This is a genomic window from Wolbachia endosymbiont of Drosophila pseudotakahashii, from assembly GCF_026015925.1.
Taxonomy (GTDB): Bacteria; Pseudomonadota; Alphaproteobacteria; order Rickettsiales; family Anaplasmataceae; genus Wolbachia; species Wolbachia pipientis.
In genome coordinates, this window is sequence record NZ_CP110359.1 from 101,648 (window position 1) to 120,666 (window position 19,019).

The 19,019-nt window shown below is 34.7% G+C and carries 14 protein-coding genes, 1 tRNA gene and 2 pseudogenes; 12 read left to right on the forward strand and 5 right to left on the reverse strand.

Annotated elements, in window-relative coordinates; translation table 11 throughout:
- The first annotated feature begins 179 nt into the window (after positions 1 to 179).
- Together mutM and pdxH are read left to right on the forward strand one after the other, a co-directional pair.
- Positions 180 to 995, forward strand: a complete 816-nt coding sequence (gene mutM, locus ONI09_RS00510) for a bifunctional DNA-formamidopyrimidine glycosylase/DNA-(apurinic or apyrimidinic site) lyase (RefSeq protein ID WP_010963068.1) — start codon at positions 180 to 182, stop codon at positions 993 to 995.
- A gap of 16 nt (positions 996 to 1,011) precedes the next feature.
- A complete protein-coding gene (gene pdxH, locus ONI09_RS00515) occupies positions 1,012 to 1,605 on the forward strand; it encodes a pyridoxamine 5'-phosphate oxidase (RefSeq protein ID WP_265014092.1) in 594 nt (197 codons plus the stop codon).
- A 3-nt stretch (positions 1,606 to 1,608) separates the two neighbouring features.
- Here the strand turns inward: pdxH and ONI09_RS00520 are convergent.
- Positions 1,609 to 1,685, reverse strand: a tRNA-Met gene (locus tag ONI09_RS00520).
- 62 nt (positions 1,686 to 1,747) lie between these two features.
- Between ONI09_RS00520 and ONI09_RS00525 the strand changes: the two genes are divergently transcribed.
- From ONI09_RS00525 to ONI09_RS00540, 4 genes are all read left to right on the forward strand, one after another.
- The gene (locus ONI09_RS00525; protein ID WP_265014093.1) at positions 1,748 to 3,910 is read left to right on the forward strand and encodes a ComEC/Rec2 family competence protein; all 2,163 of its coding nucleotides are present in this window, start codon (positions 1,748 to 1,750) and stop codon (positions 3,908 to 3,910) included.
- A 61-nt stretch (positions 3,911 to 3,971) separates the two neighbouring features.
- Complete coding sequence (locus ONI09_RS00530) at positions 3,972 to 4,349, forward strand: hypothetical protein (RefSeq protein WP_265014094.1); 378 nt, start codon at positions 3,972 to 3,974, stop codon at positions 4,347 to 4,349.
- Positions 4,350 to 4,456: 107 nt separating this feature from the next.
- Positions 4,457 to 5,656 carry a hypothetical protein gene (locus ONI09_RS00535; protein ID WP_265014095.1) on the forward strand — a complete coding sequence of 400 codons (1,200 nt, stop codon included), beginning with the start codon at positions 4,457 to 4,459 and terminating at the stop codon, positions 5,654 to 5,656.
- Positions 5,647 to 6,591, forward strand: coding sequence for an RluA family pseudouridine synthase (locus tag ONI09_RS00540; RefSeq protein WP_264707654.1), 945 nt, complete (start codon positions 5,647 to 5,649; stop codon positions 6,589 to 6,591). Before ONI09_RS00535 ends, ONI09_RS00540 begins: the two co-directional genes overlap by 10 nt.
- Before the next feature lie 11 nt (positions 6,592 to 6,602).
- Here the strand turns inward: ONI09_RS00540 and ONI09_RS00545 are convergent, their stop codons facing one another.
- The 4 genes and pseudogenes from ONI09_RS00545 to ONI09_RS00570 all read right to left on the reverse strand — a co-directional run bounded on the left by ONI09_RS00545 (position 6,603) and on the right by ONI09_RS00570 (position 9,608).
- On the reverse strand, positions 6,603 to 6,827 hold the full coding sequence (locus ONI09_RS00545) for a diacylglycerol kinase (RefSeq protein WP_320109947.1): 225 nt from the start codon (positions 6,825 to 6,827) through the stop codon (positions 6,603 to 6,605).
- A 223-nt stretch (positions 6,828 to 7,050) separates the two neighbouring features.
- A pseudogene (locus ONI09_RS07030) lies at positions 7,051 to 7,845 on the reverse strand (EndoU domain-containing protein).
- Positions 7,846 to 7,894: 49 nt separating this feature from the next.
- Entirely contained in the window at positions 7,895 to 9,091 is a 1,197-nt protein-coding gene (locus tag ONI09_RS00565; protein ID WP_264707391.1) for a phosphoglycerate kinase, read from the reverse strand.
- 379 nt (positions 9,092 to 9,470) lie between these two features.
- Complete coding sequence (locus ONI09_RS00570) at positions 9,471 to 9,608, reverse strand: hypothetical protein (RefSeq protein ID WP_213863637.1); 138 nt, start codon at positions 9,606 to 9,608, stop codon at positions 9,471 to 9,473.
- A gap of 619 nt (positions 9,609 to 10,227) precedes the next feature.
- On the opposite strand from ONI09_RS00570, the gene ONI09_RS00575 reads away from it, so the two are divergent.
- The 6 genes and pseudogenes from ONI09_RS00575 (at position 10,228) to ONI09_RS00600 (ending at position 18,795) form a co-directional block, all read left to right on the forward strand.
- Positions 10,228 to 10,749, forward strand: a complete 522-nt coding sequence (locus tag ONI09_RS00575; RefSeq protein WP_265014097.1) for a cytochrome b — start codon at positions 10,228 to 10,230, stop codon at positions 10,747 to 10,749.
- A 5-nt stretch (positions 10,750 to 10,754) separates the two neighbouring features.
- Positions 10,755 to 11,783, forward strand: a complete 1,029-nt coding sequence (locus ONI09_RS00580; protein ID WP_265014098.1) for an NAD(P)H-dependent flavin oxidoreductase — start codon at positions 10,755 to 10,757, stop codon at positions 11,781 to 11,783.
- A 123-nt stretch (positions 11,784 to 11,906) separates the two neighbouring features.
- Positions 11,907 to 13,148: a hypothetical protein gene (locus tag ONI09_RS00585; RefSeq protein ID WP_265014099.1), complete on the forward strand. Its 1,242-nt coding sequence runs from the start codon at positions 11,907 to 11,909 to the stop codon at positions 13,146 to 13,148.
- A gap of 94 nt (positions 13,149 to 13,242) precedes the next feature.
- Complete coding sequence (locus ONI09_RS00590) at positions 13,243 to 13,617, forward strand: hypothetical protein (RefSeq protein ID WP_253303543.1); 375 nt, start codon at positions 13,243 to 13,245, stop codon at positions 13,615 to 13,617.
- Between the two features lie 44 nt (positions 13,618 to 13,661).
- Positions 13,662 to 16,016, forward strand: coding sequence for a VirB4 family type IV secretion/conjugal transfer ATPase (locus tag ONI09_RS00595; protein ID WP_265014100.1), 2,355 nt, complete (start codon positions 13,662 to 13,664; stop codon positions 16,014 to 16,016).
- Positions 15,997 to 18,795 (forward strand): annotated as a pseudogene (locus tag ONI09_RS00600) (hypothetical protein). The gene ONI09_RS00595 and the pseudogene ONI09_RS00600 overlap by 20 nt, the downstream one beginning before the upstream one ends.
- Positions 18,796 to 19,019: the final 224 nt, after the last annotated feature.

A 19,019-nucleotide genomic window follows, 5' to 3' on the forward strand; every position in this document is an offset into this window, starting at 1 on the left:
TGGCAAAAGCTTTAAAGCAAAATATTTTGAAAAGAAAAAAGCAGCAACAGAGTAGACAGAGAACCCTTTCAAAACTCGTTTGTGGTGAGGAATTTTTAGGAGAAAGCACCGCAGAATACTCGAATGTATTTGAGAACGACAAAATTACCATCAGAAACTTAAGTTTTGAAGGAGGTATCATGCCAGAACTACCGGAAGTGGAAGTAATCTCTAATTTTTTGCTTGATAAAATTAAAAACAAGCAAATCAGTAATGTTATAGTGAATAATTGGAATTTACGTGCCCCAATAACAAAAAATATTGATGATATGCTAAAGGGCAAAGTCATACGCAACATCAAGCGTAGAGGTAAGTATACCATCTGGAATACAGATGGTAGTGTGGCTGTAATCATACATCTTGGCATGAGCGGAAAGCTTATATATGCTGACCACGATCAAATGCGGAATAAGCATGATCACGTGGTATTTTTATTTTCTGACAATACTTCAATAATTTTTAATGACCCAAGAAGATTTGGATTAGTTATCGTTTTAAATAAAGAACAAGAAACGGATTTTTTTAGCGATTTTGGAATAGAGCCCCTCACGGATGAATTCAGTGGAGACTATTTACAGGAGTTGCTGAAAAACAAAAAAGTGAATATCAAATCAGCGTTAATGGACAATAAATCAATAGTTGGCGTAGGCAACATATATGCTTCTGAGAGCTTGTTTAGAGCCCGTATATCACCACTCAGGTCAGCAAAAAACTTGACCTATAGAGAGTGCGAAAAACTTGCTGCTGAAATAAAAAATACTCTGAGTGATGCAATTGCTGCAGGTGGTTCAACACTGAAAGATTATGCACAGCCATCTGGATCTGCTGGATACTTTCAAAATAACTTTTACGTATATGGTAAAGTTCAAAAACCTTGCAAGATTTGCAATAATATCATAACACTTATACGACAAAATGGCCGTAGCACTTATTTTTGCAACGCGTGCCAGAATTAAGATTTTATTTTTTGATATGATATTTTCGCTTGAAAAAGATCCATTTGATTTGTTTTCAAAGTGGTACAAAGCAGTACTTAATTCTCCGTGTGAACAACCAACTGCAATGACGCTAGCAACTTGTAGCAAAGACTGTATTCCATCTGCAAGAGTGGTATTACTAAAGGAATATAGCAAAGAAGGTTTTGTGTTTTTCACTAACGTAAACAGTAAAAAAGGGAAAGAATTGACTGAGAACCCCAAAGCTGCATTAGTGTTTCATTGGATAGAATTTGCTAGGCAGGTAAGAATTGAAGGAGAGGTTAAACTTCTAAACGATGAAAGAACTGACAAATACTTCTCTTCTCGAGCGCTGGGTAGTCAAATTAGCGCATGGTGCTCAAAGCAATCGAGCATTCTGAAAGATTGGCAAGATTTTGAGCAAGCTATAAAATTGAAGGAAAAAGAATGTCACAATACACAAGTTTCTCGTCCTGATTTTTGGGTGGGATTTTGCGTAATCCCAAAAGTAATTGAATTTTGGCAAGAAAGTGAATATAGGAAGCATATTAGATTTAGATACACTCTTGTTGAGGGAAGCGATTGGAAAGTGGAACAACTATATCCTTAAAAATGGTTGCGGGAGTAGGATTTGAACCTACGACCTTCAGGTTATGAGCCTGACGAGCTACCGAGCTGCTCCATCCCGCGTCGTTGCTTATTTAGTTATTATATATACAAATAATGAAAAAAGAAAAATAAAATTTCACCACATGCAAATATCGACACACTTATTAACTTTTCTTGACATAATAGTTAGTTATATATGTAACGATCTGCGCAATGAACAATATAACTTGATACTGTGGTTTCCTGTTTTTCAGTGTGTAGGAATTCTAACCTATTTTTCCCTAAGTTTTGAACCAAGCTGCATATCTATTTTTCTTTTGCTTTTACCCACACTAATTTTGATTGCAATATTGTATAAAAGGTACGCGATATTGTGTATCGCTTTAATTGCAGTGCTCATAGGATTTACAGCTAGTAAATTAAGAACAGCTTTAGTTGATACTCAAATTCTTGATAAAGAGAGATATGTAAAAGATATCGTTGCCACAGTGAAGGATATTAACGACAGGGGCTCATATAAACAATTTCTGCTTTCTGTTGAAAAATCCCCTACTATCTCAAAATCCTCTCCTGTCATCCCAGCGCCCCCTTTTGTCATCCCAGTACTTGATACTGTGGTCCAGAAAAAAAAGATATGGATTCCAGCGTCACGCGCTGGAATGACACCGGATAGAGCTCTAGATAACATCAGAATATCAGTTAGAACCAAAGTGGAAAAGGGCATTAAAATAGGCGATCAAGTAAAATTATCAGCAAAACTCTTCCCTCTAAAGATTGCGCCTTCGGAGTATGCATACGATTTTGCAAGAATAGCATATTACCAGAAAATAAGTGCAACAGGTTTTGCGACAAGCAAAATAGCCCTACACAAAAAGGCTGAAGCAAGGCAATTTCTAGAGTATATAGAATCTTTCCGTCAATACATTTATGAAAACCTGCAGCAAAATATCAAAAAACCACATGCGGATATAATCTCTGCATTACTGATCGGTAAAAAAGATGGCATAGATCAAAAAACTATGGACGCAATACGAGATTCAGGTATAGCACATTTGTTTGCCATATCTGGTTTGCATTTATCATTCGTTGCTGGTCTGTTTTTTGTAGTGTTTCGTAATTTATTCGCAATATCTGAAACTTTGACTCTTAAGTATAACACCAAGAAAATATCTGCATTCCTTACTATCTTGCCAACCACGTTTTATTTGTTGATTACCGGTATGCAAATTTCTGCTCAGCGTGCCTACATCATGGTGATTTTAGTACTCGTTGCAATAATGATAGAGAGAAAATATCGAGGGTTAATAGCAATTGCGTTTGCTGCTTCAGTGATACTCTCAGTAGAACCAGAAGCAATTTTAAAGCCTGGCTTTCAGATGTCATTTTCTGCTGTTTTGGCACTGGTTGCCAGTTATCAAATTAATGCTAATAAATTATTCAAAATAAAAATAATGAAATATTTTGTGTCGATAATGATCAGCTCAGTAATAGCAAGTTTAGCAACTGTTCCGTATACGATATATAATTTTAATTATTTTTCAATTAGTGGCATTAGCACAAATTTAGTTGCTATACCAATAGTTACATTAATTATTATTCCACTTGGAATAATTTATGTCTTATTGATTCTTTTAGGTATTGAATGGATTATAGCGCCATTTATAGAGCGCCCAATTGACAGTATCTTGTATATAACAAATGCAATCGCTAGTCTTCAGTATTTGGTTATTCCCATTCGTACTTTTCCTGCCTCATCAATTATTATAATAACATTTGGGTTATTGTGGCTGTGCTTGTGGGAAAGAAATTGGCGTTTTTTGGGATTTTTTTTTATTGTACTAGGTATTTGCTTTAGCGCTGCATATAAAACCCCCGACATCCTAATAAATGCTGATAATGTTGCTGTAAAAGAAAGTGATAACTTACTATATTCTCTCATCAGGAAAAATAGGAACTTTGTTGTCAAAACATGGGCGAAGCAAAATGGGCAGAACCAAATTTTGAATCATAAAAAATACAATAACTCAGATAAAAGGCTAAAGTGTAACGATTATGGCTGCATATATAATAAAGGAAATAATAAATTAGTGCTGCTAGCTTATAAAAAAGAAGATATTTCAGAAAATTGTGATAAGGTTGATTTAACAATTCAATTAAGTGAATTCGACTATTCAGCTTGCAACGCTAAAATTATTAAACATGCTGATCTAGAAACGTATGGCACACATTCTGTTTGGTTAACAAATCGTTACGTAAAGATTAATACAGTGCGCTCCAATAGGCCTTGGCACATGTTGAAAAATTAAGAAACTTGATTTTAAGGTTTGGTTAATGTATACCTAAATGAGTTTAAACTAGAAAAATGTTATGGTTACAGACACTCAAGATCCTTTCAAAGACTATTTTGATTTTTTAGGATTTAGAAAACTTTCTGACCAGCCCAGTAGAATTTTGAGCTCTATAAGAAAGTATTCTGGTACTATATCGATAGCAAGTACCATTGCTACTCTTATAGCATTTACTGCCTTTTCTATTCAGCCTGTTACAGTAAGTATTGCTGGGTTTGCGTTCACGCCAGCACCTCTTGCCTTTATTCCTCTTATAGTTCTATTATTTACTGCTGTTATAAACTTTATAAATACACAAAAAATAAAAGAGAATGAAATAGATAAAAAAATAGGAAACTATCAAGTTGATGAACAGTCAGCCAGATTGTTCAAGAAGCCGAAAAAATTGAAATTGTAACAAATTTAGATCGTAAGAGGAAAAAGCTTTCAATAGTTTTACCAAATTCTAAGACGCAGAGAGAAATACTAGAAGATATAGAAGCAGAAAATAGAAATAGGATTCTCTTGTTTACTGGATCATATGTATTTGGTACTATTATAGTAGTTTCAGCAATATCACAATCCATTAATGCTCCAATAATATTAATAGCTTTATTAGTCGCTATTCTTTTATGCATCATATCAACACTTAGCAATCTAATCAGTAATAGCGTGGATCATGAAAATCATACTATTAGAAAACACAGTTCTTTAGGTCTTCTATTTCCATACTGGTCTGGAAAGGGCATGGTTGTATCAGTAGTAGAAAATAAGCTTGATAAAAGGGAAAATGAACTAATATCTCTAATGAAAAAACTACTTAGTCCGCTTTGCAACTCATTTGACAGTAACCTTAAAAAAGCTTGCGATTTACTTGATAATAGTCTTTTAAAGCCTGCAAATATTAACATTAAAGAAACGCTTGATCACCTAAAAAAAATCAGAGAAGACATCAAAAAAGATTTAGATTGGCTACATGCAGAAATTTCAGAAGTTTTAAACAACACTAAAGAATTGACAAAAAAAGCACATTCACTAGATATTGAAGGTACTTTTTCTAGGTTAGAGAATGCTATTAAAATTGCTGAAGATAAGATTGAACGATTTGAACCAAGCCGCTTTGTAGGCTGGCTTCAATCAACTACGCAGTCTAATAATAACGAGTTCCTTAGCATGCTAAAAAAGTTAAAAGAGGAAAAAACGGAATTGAAGGAGCAATTAAACGTAGTAAGGAATGAATTAGAAGAAATAAAAAAGAAGCAAGCTCAACCAAGTACGCCTGATTTAGAAGCTAACAATGGAAATAATACTAATAAATTATTAGTATTAGAAAATAAAGTCAAAGAACTACGTGACACAGTTAGAAAGTTAGAGCTGGAAGCAGAACAAAATAAGCTGCAGCAAAAGAAGGAAAAGTTAGAGCAAAAAAAATCTGAACAAGAAAAAACAGATGAATGGAAAGAAAAAATCAACGGCAAACCAAGTGACTTTCTATATTATTTATTAGAATCTATTAAGCTGGAAGAAAAAGATAATAAAGAAAAAAAGGTTGAGGCAACATTACGAGATTTTGATAATAAAGTTACAATCTACTGGAAAGATGGCTCTCAAACAATTTGCCATATTAAAAAACAAGGTGATCTGCAAATTGAGTCTAGTGCAACAATGTTTACAGACCCAAATGTTCAAGCAGCATGGGAAATGGCGCGGGGTAAATCACTATAGATCACTCAATAATAACCTTAAGTGTTAATAATGATAAAGAGAAATTAAGGTTAGACACCTATATAGCTGAAAAATGCAACATATCACGCAGTAAAGCTCAAAGATTGATACAAAATGGGCAGGTGAAATTACTTGGCATACCGATAATTAATAATGATCACATAGTAAAACCAGGTGAAGAGTATATAGTACACCTCGTTCAACCTGACATATCCACATCAATTGAGCCTAATTATGACATAAAACTTGATATCGTCTATGAAGATGAGGACATTATAGTTCTGAGTAAACAAAGTGGATTAACAGTGCACCCAGGTGCTGGGACAAACAATGATACGCTTTTGAACGCAGTTATCGCTCACCTTAATGTAAGACCAGGAATTGTTCATAGACTCGATAAAGATACTAGTGGGCTAATGGTAATTGCAAAAAATGAAGCAGCCCATAGTTTTTTGTCTGAATTGTTATCGAATCGCAAAATAAAGCGGGAATACTTAGCAGTAGTTTGGGGAACATTATCTTCTCAGCAAGGCACGATAAAAACTAACATTGCTCCCAAACGCGGTAATAAAGAAATGATGTGTGTAACAAAAATCACAGGCAAATTAGCAATCACTCACTATTTAGTGCAAAAAGTTATAGGACAAGTAAGCCTGGTTAAATGCACTTTAGAGACAGGCAGAACACACCAAATTCGAGTCCACATGAGCCACATAGGGCATTCCATAGTTGGTGACCAAGTTTATGGAAAAAATAGTAGTAAAAGTGCAAAATATGCTAAAAACTCTAGTTTTATTCGTAATTTCAATAGACAAGCACTACATGCTTATACACTGGGCTTATATCACCCAAAAAGTAAGGAATACATGGAATTTGTCTCTGATTTACCGCAAGATATAAAAACTTTAATTGGTGAGTTTGACAACATATCTTAATAACATTCGTATTAACCTGTCAATATTATCATCCATGTTATCAGGAAGTTAATTAATGAAAGAAAAACTGCTGCACTGCCTAGATCTTTCACCTTTTTTGAAAGTATGTGTTGTTCACTGGAAATACGCTCAATTGTCGTTTCAAAAGCAGTGTTAACAATTTCCACAATTAACACCAGGAATAGACTGCTTATCATTACTGTACGTTCTAGATTACTTACATCCAAAACAAACAAAATTGAGACACATACTATAAAAAGCAGTAACTCCTATCTGAACGCAATTTCTGATATAAAAGCTGATTTTATTCCTTCACAAGAGTATTGAATTGCTTTTATTAGACGAATAATGCCCTTCTTCATTATTATTCACAAAACCCTTTAATCAAAATTTTAACTCATTTGGATTTGCTACACCCTATAGCATTTTTATCATTTGTTCACCCTATTGGTTTTGAAATTAAGATTTACCGCAACTACAATAAGTACTCTTATCATCACATTTTGGTGTTAAGTCAGGATAGAACGTGAGTATAGCATCATTCTTTCTTACAAACACTGATTGATAATCGTCATCTTCCATTTCATATAGACACATTCCATCTTTTCCTAATTCCTTAAACGCCTTAGTTGCAGAAATTATCGGCATGAAGGTTATATGCGTATCCATTTGGGCATTTAACTTTCACTTCCCCATCCTTACCTAAATATTTCATTCCAAATGTATAAACTGGCGGCTTAATATCTGATTTATTGCATAGGGACTTCTCATTCCAAATTGCACCTGCCCATTTATCTTCTTGAGCTTCAACATATCTACCTACAAAATGCATACCACCTAGTTTATCGTTTGGCTCACCACAAAAAATATGTCCAAACCCTATAGTTTCTTTTTCACTTTCACTATTTGTAAACCAAATGTTAGCCAGTTCATCTTTAAGTAACTCCAAATCCGCATCTGGCGTAATCACTTATATATTCCTTTCACTACTTCTTGATGCTGCGGACAACTAAGTAAAATTTTGAAATCTTCTTTATCTGGATGTGCTCCCCAATCTCCACAAACTTTCAACACTCCTCTATCGAAGTCAGTTAATTCTGAAACGGTGGCTGGTTGTAAACTGAAAAATGGTTCAAAATTGACTTCAACATTTTCTTCTACATAGCCGGTGTGAAAATAATGATCCTTAATATAAAAAATAAATCCTATTATTGGTATTATTAAACACAAAATTAGTTTAACTGTCTTCGACATAATCACGTTCACAAAAAAGCTAGCCTATAAGAAATAATTTAAAAAAGTTTTAATCTAATCGTTTTTGCAGAGCAGCAACTCCCGGCATTTCATCGCCACTTAACCAATCTAAAAATGCTCCTCCACCAGTGGAAACATATGTAAAATCCTTATCGGTAAGGCCTGCAGCGCTTATTGCAGATAGACTATCGCCTCCCCCTATTATGCTGGTTAACTTTCCTTTGTGCGTTAAGTCACTTACGATTTTCATTACCCCTATTGTACCACTTGCAAAAGCTGAATGTTCAAAAACACCAATAGGTCCATTCCACAGCAGAGTCTTACTGCTTGCTATTATACTGCTTATTGTACTCAAAGTTTGTGGTCCGATATCCAAAATTATATCACCGTCCAAAATGGACTCAGTTCTTCTTGAAATACTAGTGCTGTAATCAGAGTTTACTGCAACCAGAACGTCTTCTGGCACAACTATTTTGCAATTGTTTTTATTTGCTGTTTCAACAATATTATGTAGAAGGTCGTCAACACCATTTTGAAAGAAAGATTTACCTATATTTACTTTGCTAAATGACAAAAAATTATTGGCTATTGCACCACCTAGAACTAGGTAATCAACCTTTTCTGTTAGCTTCATAAGCACTTTTATTTTAGTTGATATTTTAGCTCCCCCAACTATCGCAGTAATAGGTTTAGCTTTAAATGATACAGCTTTTTCAAGATACTTTAGCTCATCTTGCAAGCAAAATCCCGCATAAGAAGGTAAAAATTCTGTAATGCGTGAAATAGAAGCGTGAGCTCTGTGAGAGCAAGAAAATGCATCATTTACATATATATCCGCTAGAGATGCTAGTTGTTTGGCAAAATTTGAGTCACTTTGCTCTTCCTCTTTATAAAATCTTAGATTCTCTAGTAATATTATATCTCCTGCATCCATAACACTTACTGCTCTTTGTACTTTTTCACCAACGCAATCGTCAATGAATTTCACTTTTTTATTTAGTAACTGCGATAAAGTGTCAATTACATTTTTTAGTGACAGATTATTGTCTCTGGCCTTTGGGCGTCCAAAATGTGATATAATAATAATCTTTGCACTCGCATTCACTAAATACTGAATAGTAGGCAATGCTCTCAAAATACGAGTGACATCACGAATTTCTCCATCTTTTATAGGAACATTGAAGTCAACTCTGAGTAAGACGGCTTTATTGTGAAGATCACAATTTTCTATACTAGGTATGTTCATTACAAAATTGAAGCTATAAAGTTACTATACAGCAGTTTGATCTAAAGTAAAGTTTTAAGCTTACGAACGTTTAAGGAAATTTGCATGCCAAACGCTTGACACTGGAACCTTATCGTCATGCCGCTGCGAACCGTCATACCGCTGCGGCGCTAACAAGAGATCCCGCTAACACGTAGCGGGATGACGAATATATCGCCGCGGTATCTCTTAGCAGCTAACAAGTAACGGGATGACGATTGTCAGGGTGTCATCCCAGCACCCCTATGATGTCATTTAAGTAGCTGACACTGGTTCCTTTATGATGGCAGTGCCCCTATGGTGTCATTCCAGTGCTTGACACTGGAATCCAGCCTTTCCATAATCATCAAAACATTGTATTTTAACGTAAAACAGCTATTTTTATGCTCACCAACTTAATAAAATTCCTGGATTCCAGCGTCACGCGCTGGAATGACATCACAGGAGCACTGGAATGACACCATTTGTTGTGTTTAACAAAGTTCGTACTTAGCTTCATGTTAGCTATAAATATTAAGAAATTTACCAAACGAAAAAAAAGGCAAAAGAAGCCCCGTGGTGGTTGGCTATTCACTATGTACTAAAATATCGGCGTTTTTTTTATTCTAAAACGCTTGATTAAGAGCGATTTAGCTGCTTTTAACTTGCAACTAACCTACACCGCAAGTGTTTAAGAAATTTACTAAGCAGGAAAAAAGGCAAAGAAACCCCGTAGTAGCTAGCACTCAAATTCTCCCTTGTCAATTTGACGTTTTTTGCTGTCTTAAACGCTTTGTAAGCGCGTTTTGGCTTATATAGGTAAAAACCTAAAAATTTTTAAAGACATGCGATGCACGTAGTGCGAAAAATTAAACATGAGACGCCAAATACCTTAAGTTTTTTGTCATTAACCTGCACAGATTGCGAAGATAAATAAATAGCTTCAGTTTCATGATAAGGAGGCTGGCGGAGTTTGTCAAGTAAGTTTTTCGTTTAATCCGTTTCTTGATTTAGGTGCCCTTGACTTCCGGCTGGGTCGAATTTGTATAGCTACATTGTCGGTAAATCTAAATTGCTTTAATGATTTTGATTGAAAAATAGTTTTTCTATTATATAAATGCTACTTTAGGGTAATCAAAATGGAAGACGATAAATATAGCCTAGGTTTAAGAGTTATCCATTGGTTGATGGCTATTTTTATTATCGGTATGCTTTGTTCTGGACTTTATATGAAAAGCCTGCCACTTAGCAATGAAATTAAGTTCAACATATACGCTATTCATAAGGCTTGCGGTATCACTATTTTTGGATCAATCATAGTACGCATATTTTTTCGCGTCTTTACTTATGTTCCACCACTTCCAGCAAATTTTTCTCGGTTTGTAATCAATATAAGTAAAGCAGTACACTTTGGTTTATATTCTTTGATGGTGCTAATGCCACTATCTGGCTATGTCATGTCTTCTGCTTCTGGCAAACAGATCAAATATTTTTTTCATATCCCTTTGTTGATTAATCAAAACAAAGATCTAGCTAACACGGCTAACGAGCTACATTCGATGCTTGCATATTTTATGGTACTCTTTATAATCTTACATATACTTGGCGCCTTAAAACACACATTTATAGATAAACAAAACATTTTTAAACGTATGATATAGGTTATATGTTAAGTAGCCTCTGGAAAAAAGGAACAGATTTTCTTGGCAGTGAGTTTGCTATAATGGGTGGTGCTATGAGCTGGGTTTCAGAGAGAAACTTGGTCTCAGCAATCTCAAACGCTGGTGGTTTTGGTGTGATTGCATGTGGTGCAATGTTCCCAGACTTACTGGAAAAAGAAATCATAGAGACACAGAAGTTAACTCACAAGCCATTTGGTGTAAATCTAATTACTATGCACCCAAAGTTGAGTGAGTTGATAGATGTGTGTATTGAAACGAAAGTGAGCCATATAGTGCTTGCCGGTGGACTGCCAACAAAGCCTAATATAGAAAAAATCAAGGGTGCAGGCATTAAAGTTATGTGCTTTGCACCAGCATTAAGCCTTGCGAAAAGGTTAGTAAAAATGGGAGTAGATGCATTAATAATAGAAGGAATGGAAGCAGGTGGGCATATAGGTCCAGTTAGTACTTCTGTTCTTGCACAAGAGATATTGCCTCATTTTAAAAATGAACAAATACCAGTGTTTGTTGCAGGTGGAATAGGAAGAGGTGAAATGATAGTTAATTATCTGGAAATGGGAGCAAGTGGCTGTCAAATAGGTACATTATTTGTCTGCACTAATGAGTCAATTGCCCACAAAAATTTTAAGGAAGTGTTTATTAAATCGGCCGCACGTAATGCAATACCTTCTGTACAGATAAGTGCTGATTTTCCTGTAATTCCTGTAAGAGCTATAGCCAACAAAGCAAGCGATGACTTCATGAAGCGTCAAAAAGAAGTTATTGATGAATACCAAAAGGGACAGATCTCAAAAGAAGATGGGCAGCTTGAAATAGAAAAGTTCTGGGCTGGAGCTTTAAGAAGGGCAGTGATTGAAGGAGATGTTGAAACAGGATCTTTAATGGCCGGCCAAAGTGTTGGCATGGTTGATAGGGAAAAGCCTGTAAAAGAAGTAGTGGATATGTTAGTTCAACAAGCAAAGAATCATATTAATAGCAAATCTGTAGAAGTAGAAAGCCCAGAAAGCAAATAGTTAAGCGACCTTCCAATAAGCAAGTTGCCGCAATTATTTATAATATGGCATAATTGCCCAGTTTTAATGTAAAATTAACGCTAAAAAGGTATCTATACATTTTATTATGTATGGAGGAATGTTATGCACAGTCCCTTTAAAAAACCTAAGAGTAAGGAAGGAGATATTGACCAACAATTGAGCAACACTATATACAAAAAGGTAACAGCAGAAAATTATCAAGAAAATCAAGATGAGACTTCCAAAGAATGCAAAAGGTTGTTCAAGCAGGGAGCTAGTCCTAAAACATTGGCTAAATTGGAAAAAATACTGAGAGAACGACAAAATGAGCAGGCTATTGCAAAACACTTAGAGTCATCCAAGCAAGGAACTAGTCCTGAAGCATTAGCTGAGTTAGAAAAATCAGTGGGGAAAAAAAGAGAACATTATAATAATTATATCCAACACTTTCTTCCAGCGTTGAAAGCAGAAATAACAGAGTCAAAAAAACTAGACTCAAAAAAAAAGGCAGCAATAGTACAAACAATTTTGGATATTACTAACAGGAGCAGCAGTGTAAGCTCAATACCAAATGCTGTTGAAGAAAATATTGAAGATCAAATGCAGCTAAAACATATTGAAGAGCAAAACAACACACAAGAAACACCCTTGAATGTAGCTGAGAAAAAAAGTGGTGATAATAAAATACTTAGTAATTCAGATGTTACAGAGGAAGTGTTTGAAAAATGTAGCAAGGTTGTGAAAGAAATAGAGGAGAAGCAAACTTCTAAACTCAGTAGTGGCAATGACTCAGATAGTGGAATAGACTCACCTAGAACGAGTAAAGAAAGTTTGAAATCACCAGTAAGTAGCAGAAGGAGCAGTTTAACTTTAGTAACAAGCACTTCATCTGAGGAAAGTTTAAACTCAACATTGAGCTCTGTTGAAGGAGATAATGGCTTACAACCAGAGGATGAAGGAGAGACAAAATTAGCACATCTAACTAAAACAAGGTCCAAAGGGCCAAGTGGACGAAGATCTCCTCCTAAACATCATGAGAAGAAAGATCCAATGCAACCCGAAGAAAAAGAGGAGAAAGCTGTTTCAAGCAAACAAGAAGCTTCTAAAGATATCCTATCTAAAAAACAATCCAATGATAGAAATCTTCACGTTGCACTTGCAGCAGGTTGTGCTCTTCTAGCAGTGGGATGTCTTGTTGCAGCAGCAATAGCAAAATTAGTAATATTGTGTGTCATAGGAGCAGTATTTGCTATAGAGGCAATAACTACATGGTATTTAACCCCTTCAAGTGAATTAACATCCACCAATTTGAGTCGTCCTGTTGATGATAAGAGCTTACAGCATGTTCGCAGCGGTAAAAATTAAATATGTGTTACTTGTAGTGGATAAGTGAATTCAGTTCTTGCCTATTGATATAAAAGTTGTTATATTTGAGGAATGTTTAAAAGGTGTTTAGTTGATGCGCATTCAATTGAATAAAGTTTTGGTTTTTATAGCCTTATTAAGTTTCATTTTTGCATCATATTCTAGCGAAGCAAGTTCGGCGAGTGATGAATTAAAGGGTATACAAGAAACGGTAAAAAATTTTATTTCTTCATTTTCAGTTAAAGATACTGTAGAAAATATGAGTCCTTCAACAATCATAGGGTTGTGTATAGCTGCAGTGATACTTGCAGTAGTGTTCAGAGGTCTAATCTTTTTTATGATAATGTTTGGTGTACTGGTCCTGATGTTCGGTAGTACAGAAAAGGCAACAGACTACTTAAAAGAAAAATTTAACTTTACAAAAGATATAAAATTACAATCCGATAGCGAAAAAAAAGATAAAAATTAAGATAGTATTTTTATCTTTTTTAATTATCTTTATTGAATACGCATATGCAGTTAAAAGTACCAACAGTTAACTCTAAGCTTAAAAAAAAGAACAACTTAGCATTACTAGAAAGCATTGATTTAGATTTTGTTCCTTATGCTTGTCATTACGATGAAGAAACCATACTCACAAAACAGGGAGAATTGTTAAAAATAATCAAGTTAGAAGATTATTCTTCTGTTGATAACTACAGCGACCTCAGAACTGAAATTAGAAAAAGCATATCAAAAAATATTAATAGCCTGTATTTTACCGTTTGGATTCATACCGTTAGAAAGCGCAATAAACTGAGCTTGAAATGGAATAAAACTGAAGACTTCTCTGACAATCTACATTCAACGTGGTTTAATAAACTAACTGATAGTAAATTACAGTATATAAATGAACTATACATTGTAATATTGTTTAGCGATTTTGGCAAGCATACTAATAATTCGTTTTTTTTCAATAGAATAAAGAATAAGCATAAGTTGTCTTTACAAGAAAACCATCAGGAGTTGCAAAAGATAACTGACGTAATTCAAAATGATTTAGGACCTTTTGGAGCTAAAAAACTGAGTCTAAGGTTTAGTGAAGGTAAAATATATTCTGAAATGATAGAATTTCTCCACTATGTTGTTACATTAACGCACAAAGATTATCCAATACATGAAAGGGACCTGTCGCAATATATTAGAAATTTTAAAATAGCTTTTGGTTTCAATACGTTTCAAACAATATTTGAAAATCAACAGAAATTTGGCTCTATTTTCAGCATAAAAGAATACCGGGAAATCTCTTTAGGTAATATAGATAGATGCTTGCAGCTTGAATCTGAATTTATCATTACAGAAATAATGATATTTACTAGTAATAACAAAGCAATAAAAGAATTTAAAAAACAAATCAACATGCTGCAAATTAGTGAGGATAATACCTTACTTAAAAGCTCAGGAATTGAAGAAATAATAGAGCTTGAAAAGACCTCTAGTATAGACTTCTGCCAACAGAAAATTATTTTTACAATATTTGCAGATGATAGGAATAAGTTAGCTGAAAGTATTAGTGATTTATCTTCTATAATGTCATTAGTTGGCTTCATGATGTTTAGAACTGATTTACATATGGAAAGTCATTTTTGGGCACAACTTCCAGGCAATTTTGCTTTTATTACGCAACCGAAAAATATCTTAACAAAATACGCTTGCAGCTTTGCTATGCTGCACGATTTTACGTCAGGTACATTAAAAGGAAGAAGGTGGAAAGAAGCGGTAATGATTTTTTTCTCAAAAAAAGGAAATCCTTACTTCTTTAATTTTCATGGAAAAAGAAATAATGGCCATACTACGATACTCGGAGCTCCAAATTCAGGCAGAACTTCACTCATTAATTTTCTATTATCAGAATCAAGAAAGTTTAACCCAAGAATTGTCATATTGGATAACACTGGAAAATCAATAATTTTTACTAAAGCAGTGAGTGGTAAATATTACATAATCGATCCAAAATATAAGGACAAAAGCCTAAAATTTAATCCACTAAACATTGAAGATAGTGCTTCCAATCGCAATATGTTGGTTGAACTGATCAGAAGAATGGTAGCCGATACGAGCTTGGTGGACGTAGAAGAAAAGATAAGAAAAATCGTGGATTCTATATTTGCTATACCAAGGGAATCGCGTTCTATTTCACAAATTTCTGAGGTGCTCTTGCTTCTCGAGGGTAAGATAAGTAGATGGTGTGACGATGGTGACTTTGCTTACTTATTTCAAGATGGTAATGAATCAGATATTGACTGGGAAACAAAAATTATATCTCTCAACACCGCAAACCTTACAAAACAAAAGGAATGTATGTCCGTGATACTTTACTATTTTTTATATTCTTTTGAGGCAAAATGTGATGGCTCGCCTGCAATACTTGTTTTGGATGAAGCATGGGAGATAAGTAATATTTTTCCTACAGAGAAAGAGTTTGATAACTGGATGCAAAGAATGACGGAACTAAATGTTGTAGTAATCCTAAGTACTGAGAATTTAAATCTCGCATTTGCTAGCAAATTTACTCAATATTTAGATAAACATGTTGATACAAGAATCTTGATGCCGAACGTCAATGCAAATAGATTATACATGAAGGCATTTTCTCTATCGAAAGAGGAGCTGAATATAATTCTGCAGACGCCAACACAGGAAGGTTTATTTTTGATAAAACAGTACAAAGGATTAGTAACCTTAAATCTGGATTTGAAGGATATGCAAGAAATACATGTACTTTCAGCTAACAAAGAGACTATAAAGTATATGTATGAGGCAATAAAAGAAAAAGGAGAAGAAGTTAATGAGTGGTTACCGGTATTTTATGAGAAGTGTAAAGCTTAATTTCTTATTGATATTTTTTTTGATACTTGGTCTTTCGTATCAAGGATATGCTGATTGTCCAACATTTGTAGAAAGTAATACTTGGTGGGAAGCAATAGTTGGTGGAGATTGGGTAAAGGAAATTAAGGTGCAAGCAATAAAAGATCAAGGAGTTGATGGTTACTTTAATCCCAAAATTAGAGTATGTGCTTATGATGGACAAAGTTATTGTTATGGCTTACAAAGTGGGGAATCCTGCCGCCAGATATATGGAACGCAAGGTACAGGAGCTGGAGTTTCTGCTGCAGCTTTTATCGACTGGGAAGGAGATAAAACAAAAGCTGGAGGAGAAATTGCTCGGGGTCTTAAATGGGAATGGGCAGACGGTGTTACTGATGAGGAAAAAAGAAGATTCGCTAACTCTCCTAAAATATGTGCTTGCAGTCAAAAAGGGGCTTGTATGTCAGGAATTTCTTCATGGGGTTCTAGAGTATTTTCGGGTGAGAATATTTTCCGTCCTGGGGAGATGGAAAAAGTCTGTGATACCTGCTACCAAACGGCAGTAAAATGTGCTCCTGTGCCACTTGCACCTAGCCCCCCTCCATTCTGTGAACAACTTGCGATGTCACCTCCACAAGTTAGAATTGTTCCTATAACAAATGAAGATAATGATTACTTCGATCCAAGAGTTGGAGTGATAATTAGCGGACTGGAGGAAAGAAAAGAGTTAGGTTTTCCACACGTTGTTTCAAATAATGAGAACATTCCAAATCACTCATATACTGTTACAGATAAGGATACTCACTATTACTTCAAAACCTATAGAAAAAAGGGCCAGCTCTGCGCTGAATACCATGGAACTCAAAGTATAGACAAAAAAAATCCACAGTTCGTCCGCTGTTTCCCGGCACCACCTGCTCCAGAGCCTGAGATAGTGAAGGTAGCAAATGAAAACACGCTAGAAATAAAAATGAAGATGAGCGAGAGCACTTGTACTTACAGAGCACATGGAGTCTACAGCAATGGTGTCTGTACTTTCAATGTTATCACTAATTCTACTAAGAACATCGGCCCTCTATCTTTAAAAGTAGTAAAACCAGCAATAGTAGCAAAAACGACTGACAGTAGTAACACAAAAAGTTACATTGATAATATTATAGAAGGTATATTAGAAAGTAATCCGCAACAATTTAAAGTTCTGAAAGAATATGGATATGTTCCTGATATTGAAACGGAATGTAAAGAGTTTCAGGGGAATAAGTGCAAATTGAACAACTTAGGACAACCAGAAATAGAAGTAAAGTATAAAGGAAATTCTAACAGTAAAATGCTTTGTCTTTCTGGATGGCAGCCAGAACCAGAGGAGTTTGTTCTTGAAAGAGAAAATAAAATAATACCACTAAAATTAATGGGAACAAGATATACTAAATACAATGCTGTTTACTCCAAGGAATCAAATCAGTTCTATTATCTTCCAAGCAAGGAAATAGTTTACCCTTTGAAAGAAACTCAAGAGAGGTTGGATAAAATAATATTTAATAAGCAAGAGTATGTTTTCTTCCCTGATGAAAATGAGCAGAAGAAGGAAGAATGCAGTTATTGTGTGAAGAAAGATAGCAAAATAGACAAAAAATTAAAATCTGGTGAAGGACTGAAAGTAGTATACAAATTGACGGATGTAGAGCATAAAGAAGGATGTGAGCAAGGTGATGATGGTTGCATCTGCTTTGATGGAAAGTGTAGCCGTTCAAAACAATATTTGAATAAAAATGAAGATGATAAGCCATTCTACTTAAGGTATGAGGAAGTGGATTGTAAAGATAAGGATGGTAAAGTATTAAGAGATGAAAAAAATGAAGTACGAAAGTGTACACAATTAAAAGATCAACTGATTAAAGCAAACAGAACAGAGGTTTTTTACGCTGATAAATTGTGTAGGTTCGATTTAGAAGGTCTCAAAGAGAAGTTAAAAGAGATAATCGAGAAACAACTGGAAAAAGAGAAACAAGAACCGGAAAAAAAGAGCGAAAAGTCCCATGTTTTTGGAAGTGGAGATTATGATGTGGATGGCTCATAAATAACATCTAGCCGTGTTGAAATAGAAGTGTGGGGATGTGGTGAAGCAGGTCACATAAAAGATACACCTTACACTTACACACCTAATTCCACTGAAAGTAGAGTAGGAATGCCAGGAGATTATATTAAAGCTGAATTGGAAATTGATCTTGATTATCCTATAATTAACATTAAAGTTGAACAGGGAGGAGGTAACAGGGAAAAGGAATATACAGATAAGGATGGGGGTCCTATTTTTATAAGAAAGTGTTGTTTAGGTAAACAAGAGTGCAAGGATTTAATCACTATGGGAGGCGGAGGCATCTATAAAATATATGAGTATAAGGATTATACCGAACCAATAATTGATGATAGTGTAAAATTAAAAGAAAAAACCACAACAACAGGATTGCGGGTTACTGAAGATAATAAAATAATATATATAGAAAATGGTGAAATCAAGCATGAAACAGTAAAGTGTAGCAAGGGTTTTGGAAGCAGTAAACCTGGTGCAGGTGGTTGCATTGATAAAAGCAAAAGAATTTATGGTAAAGGCTCTGCAGGGCAGGTGAAGGTAGCGCCTATTATAAAGGGATTTGACATAAACATAATAAATGATGCTATTGAAAAAATGATAGGAAATCGATATGATCCCGGGGAGGTTAGGGATTTTTCGAGGAGTGAGTTTGACACGAGTTTAACTAAGATGATTGAAGAGGAACTCAAAAAAGAATTGTTAAGGTAAAAAGATATAACTCTGAAAATTATGCTCTCGTTTTAATAATTAATTAAAGTAAAGCATGTAGTAAATGGTGTAATTGCTGTATCTTAACAAAAAGGTATAACGAATGTAAGGAGGGTACTTTATGTCTCTAAAGAATAAAATTTCTGAGCTAATAGAACAACAATTTAGCATTAAATACCATGACAATTATTTGGCTTACGCTATACATAAGTGAGCTGCAAGCG

Coding starts and splice junctions, on each gene's coding strand:
- mutM (WP_010963068.1), top strand. CDS start 180: ATGCCAGAACTACCGGAAGTGGAAGTAATCTCTAATTTTTTGCTTGAT.
- pdxH (WP_265014092.1), top strand. CDS start 1,012: ATGATATTTTCGCTTGAAAAAGATCCATTTGATTTGTTTTCAAAGTGG.
- ONI09_RS00525 (WP_265014093.1), top strand. CDS start 1,748: ATGCAAATATCGACACACTTATTAACTTTTCTTGACATAATAGTTAGT.
- ONI09_RS00530 (WP_265014094.1), top strand. CDS start 3,972: ATGGTTACAGACACTCAAGATCCTTTCAAAGACTATTTTGATTTTTTA.
- ONI09_RS00565 (WP_264707391.1), bottom strand. CDS start 9,091: ATGAACATACCTAGTATAGAAAATTGTGATCTTCACAATAAAGCCGTC.
- ONI09_RS00570 (WP_213863637.1), bottom strand. CDS start 9,608: ATGAAGCTAAGTACGAACTTTGTTAAACACAACAAATGGTGTCATTCC.
- ONI09_RS00575 (WP_265014097.1), top strand. CDS start 10,228: ATGGAAGACGATAAATATAGCCTAGGTTTAAGAGTTATCCATTGGTTG.
- ONI09_RS00580 (WP_265014098.1), top strand. CDS start 10,755: ATGTTAAGTAGCCTCTGGAAAAAAGGAACAGATTTTCTTGGCAGTGAG.
- ONI09_RS00585 (WP_265014099.1), top strand. CDS start 11,907: ATGCACAGTCCCTTTAAAAAACCTAAGAGTAAGGAAGGAGATATTGAC.
- ONI09_RS00590 (WP_253303543.1), top strand. CDS start 13,243: ATGCGCATTCAATTGAATAAAGTTTTGGTTTTTATAGCCTTATTAAGT.
- ONI09_RS00595 (WP_265014100.1), top strand. CDS start 13,662: ATGCAGTTAAAAGTACCAACAGTTAACTCTAAGCTTAAAAAAAAGAAC.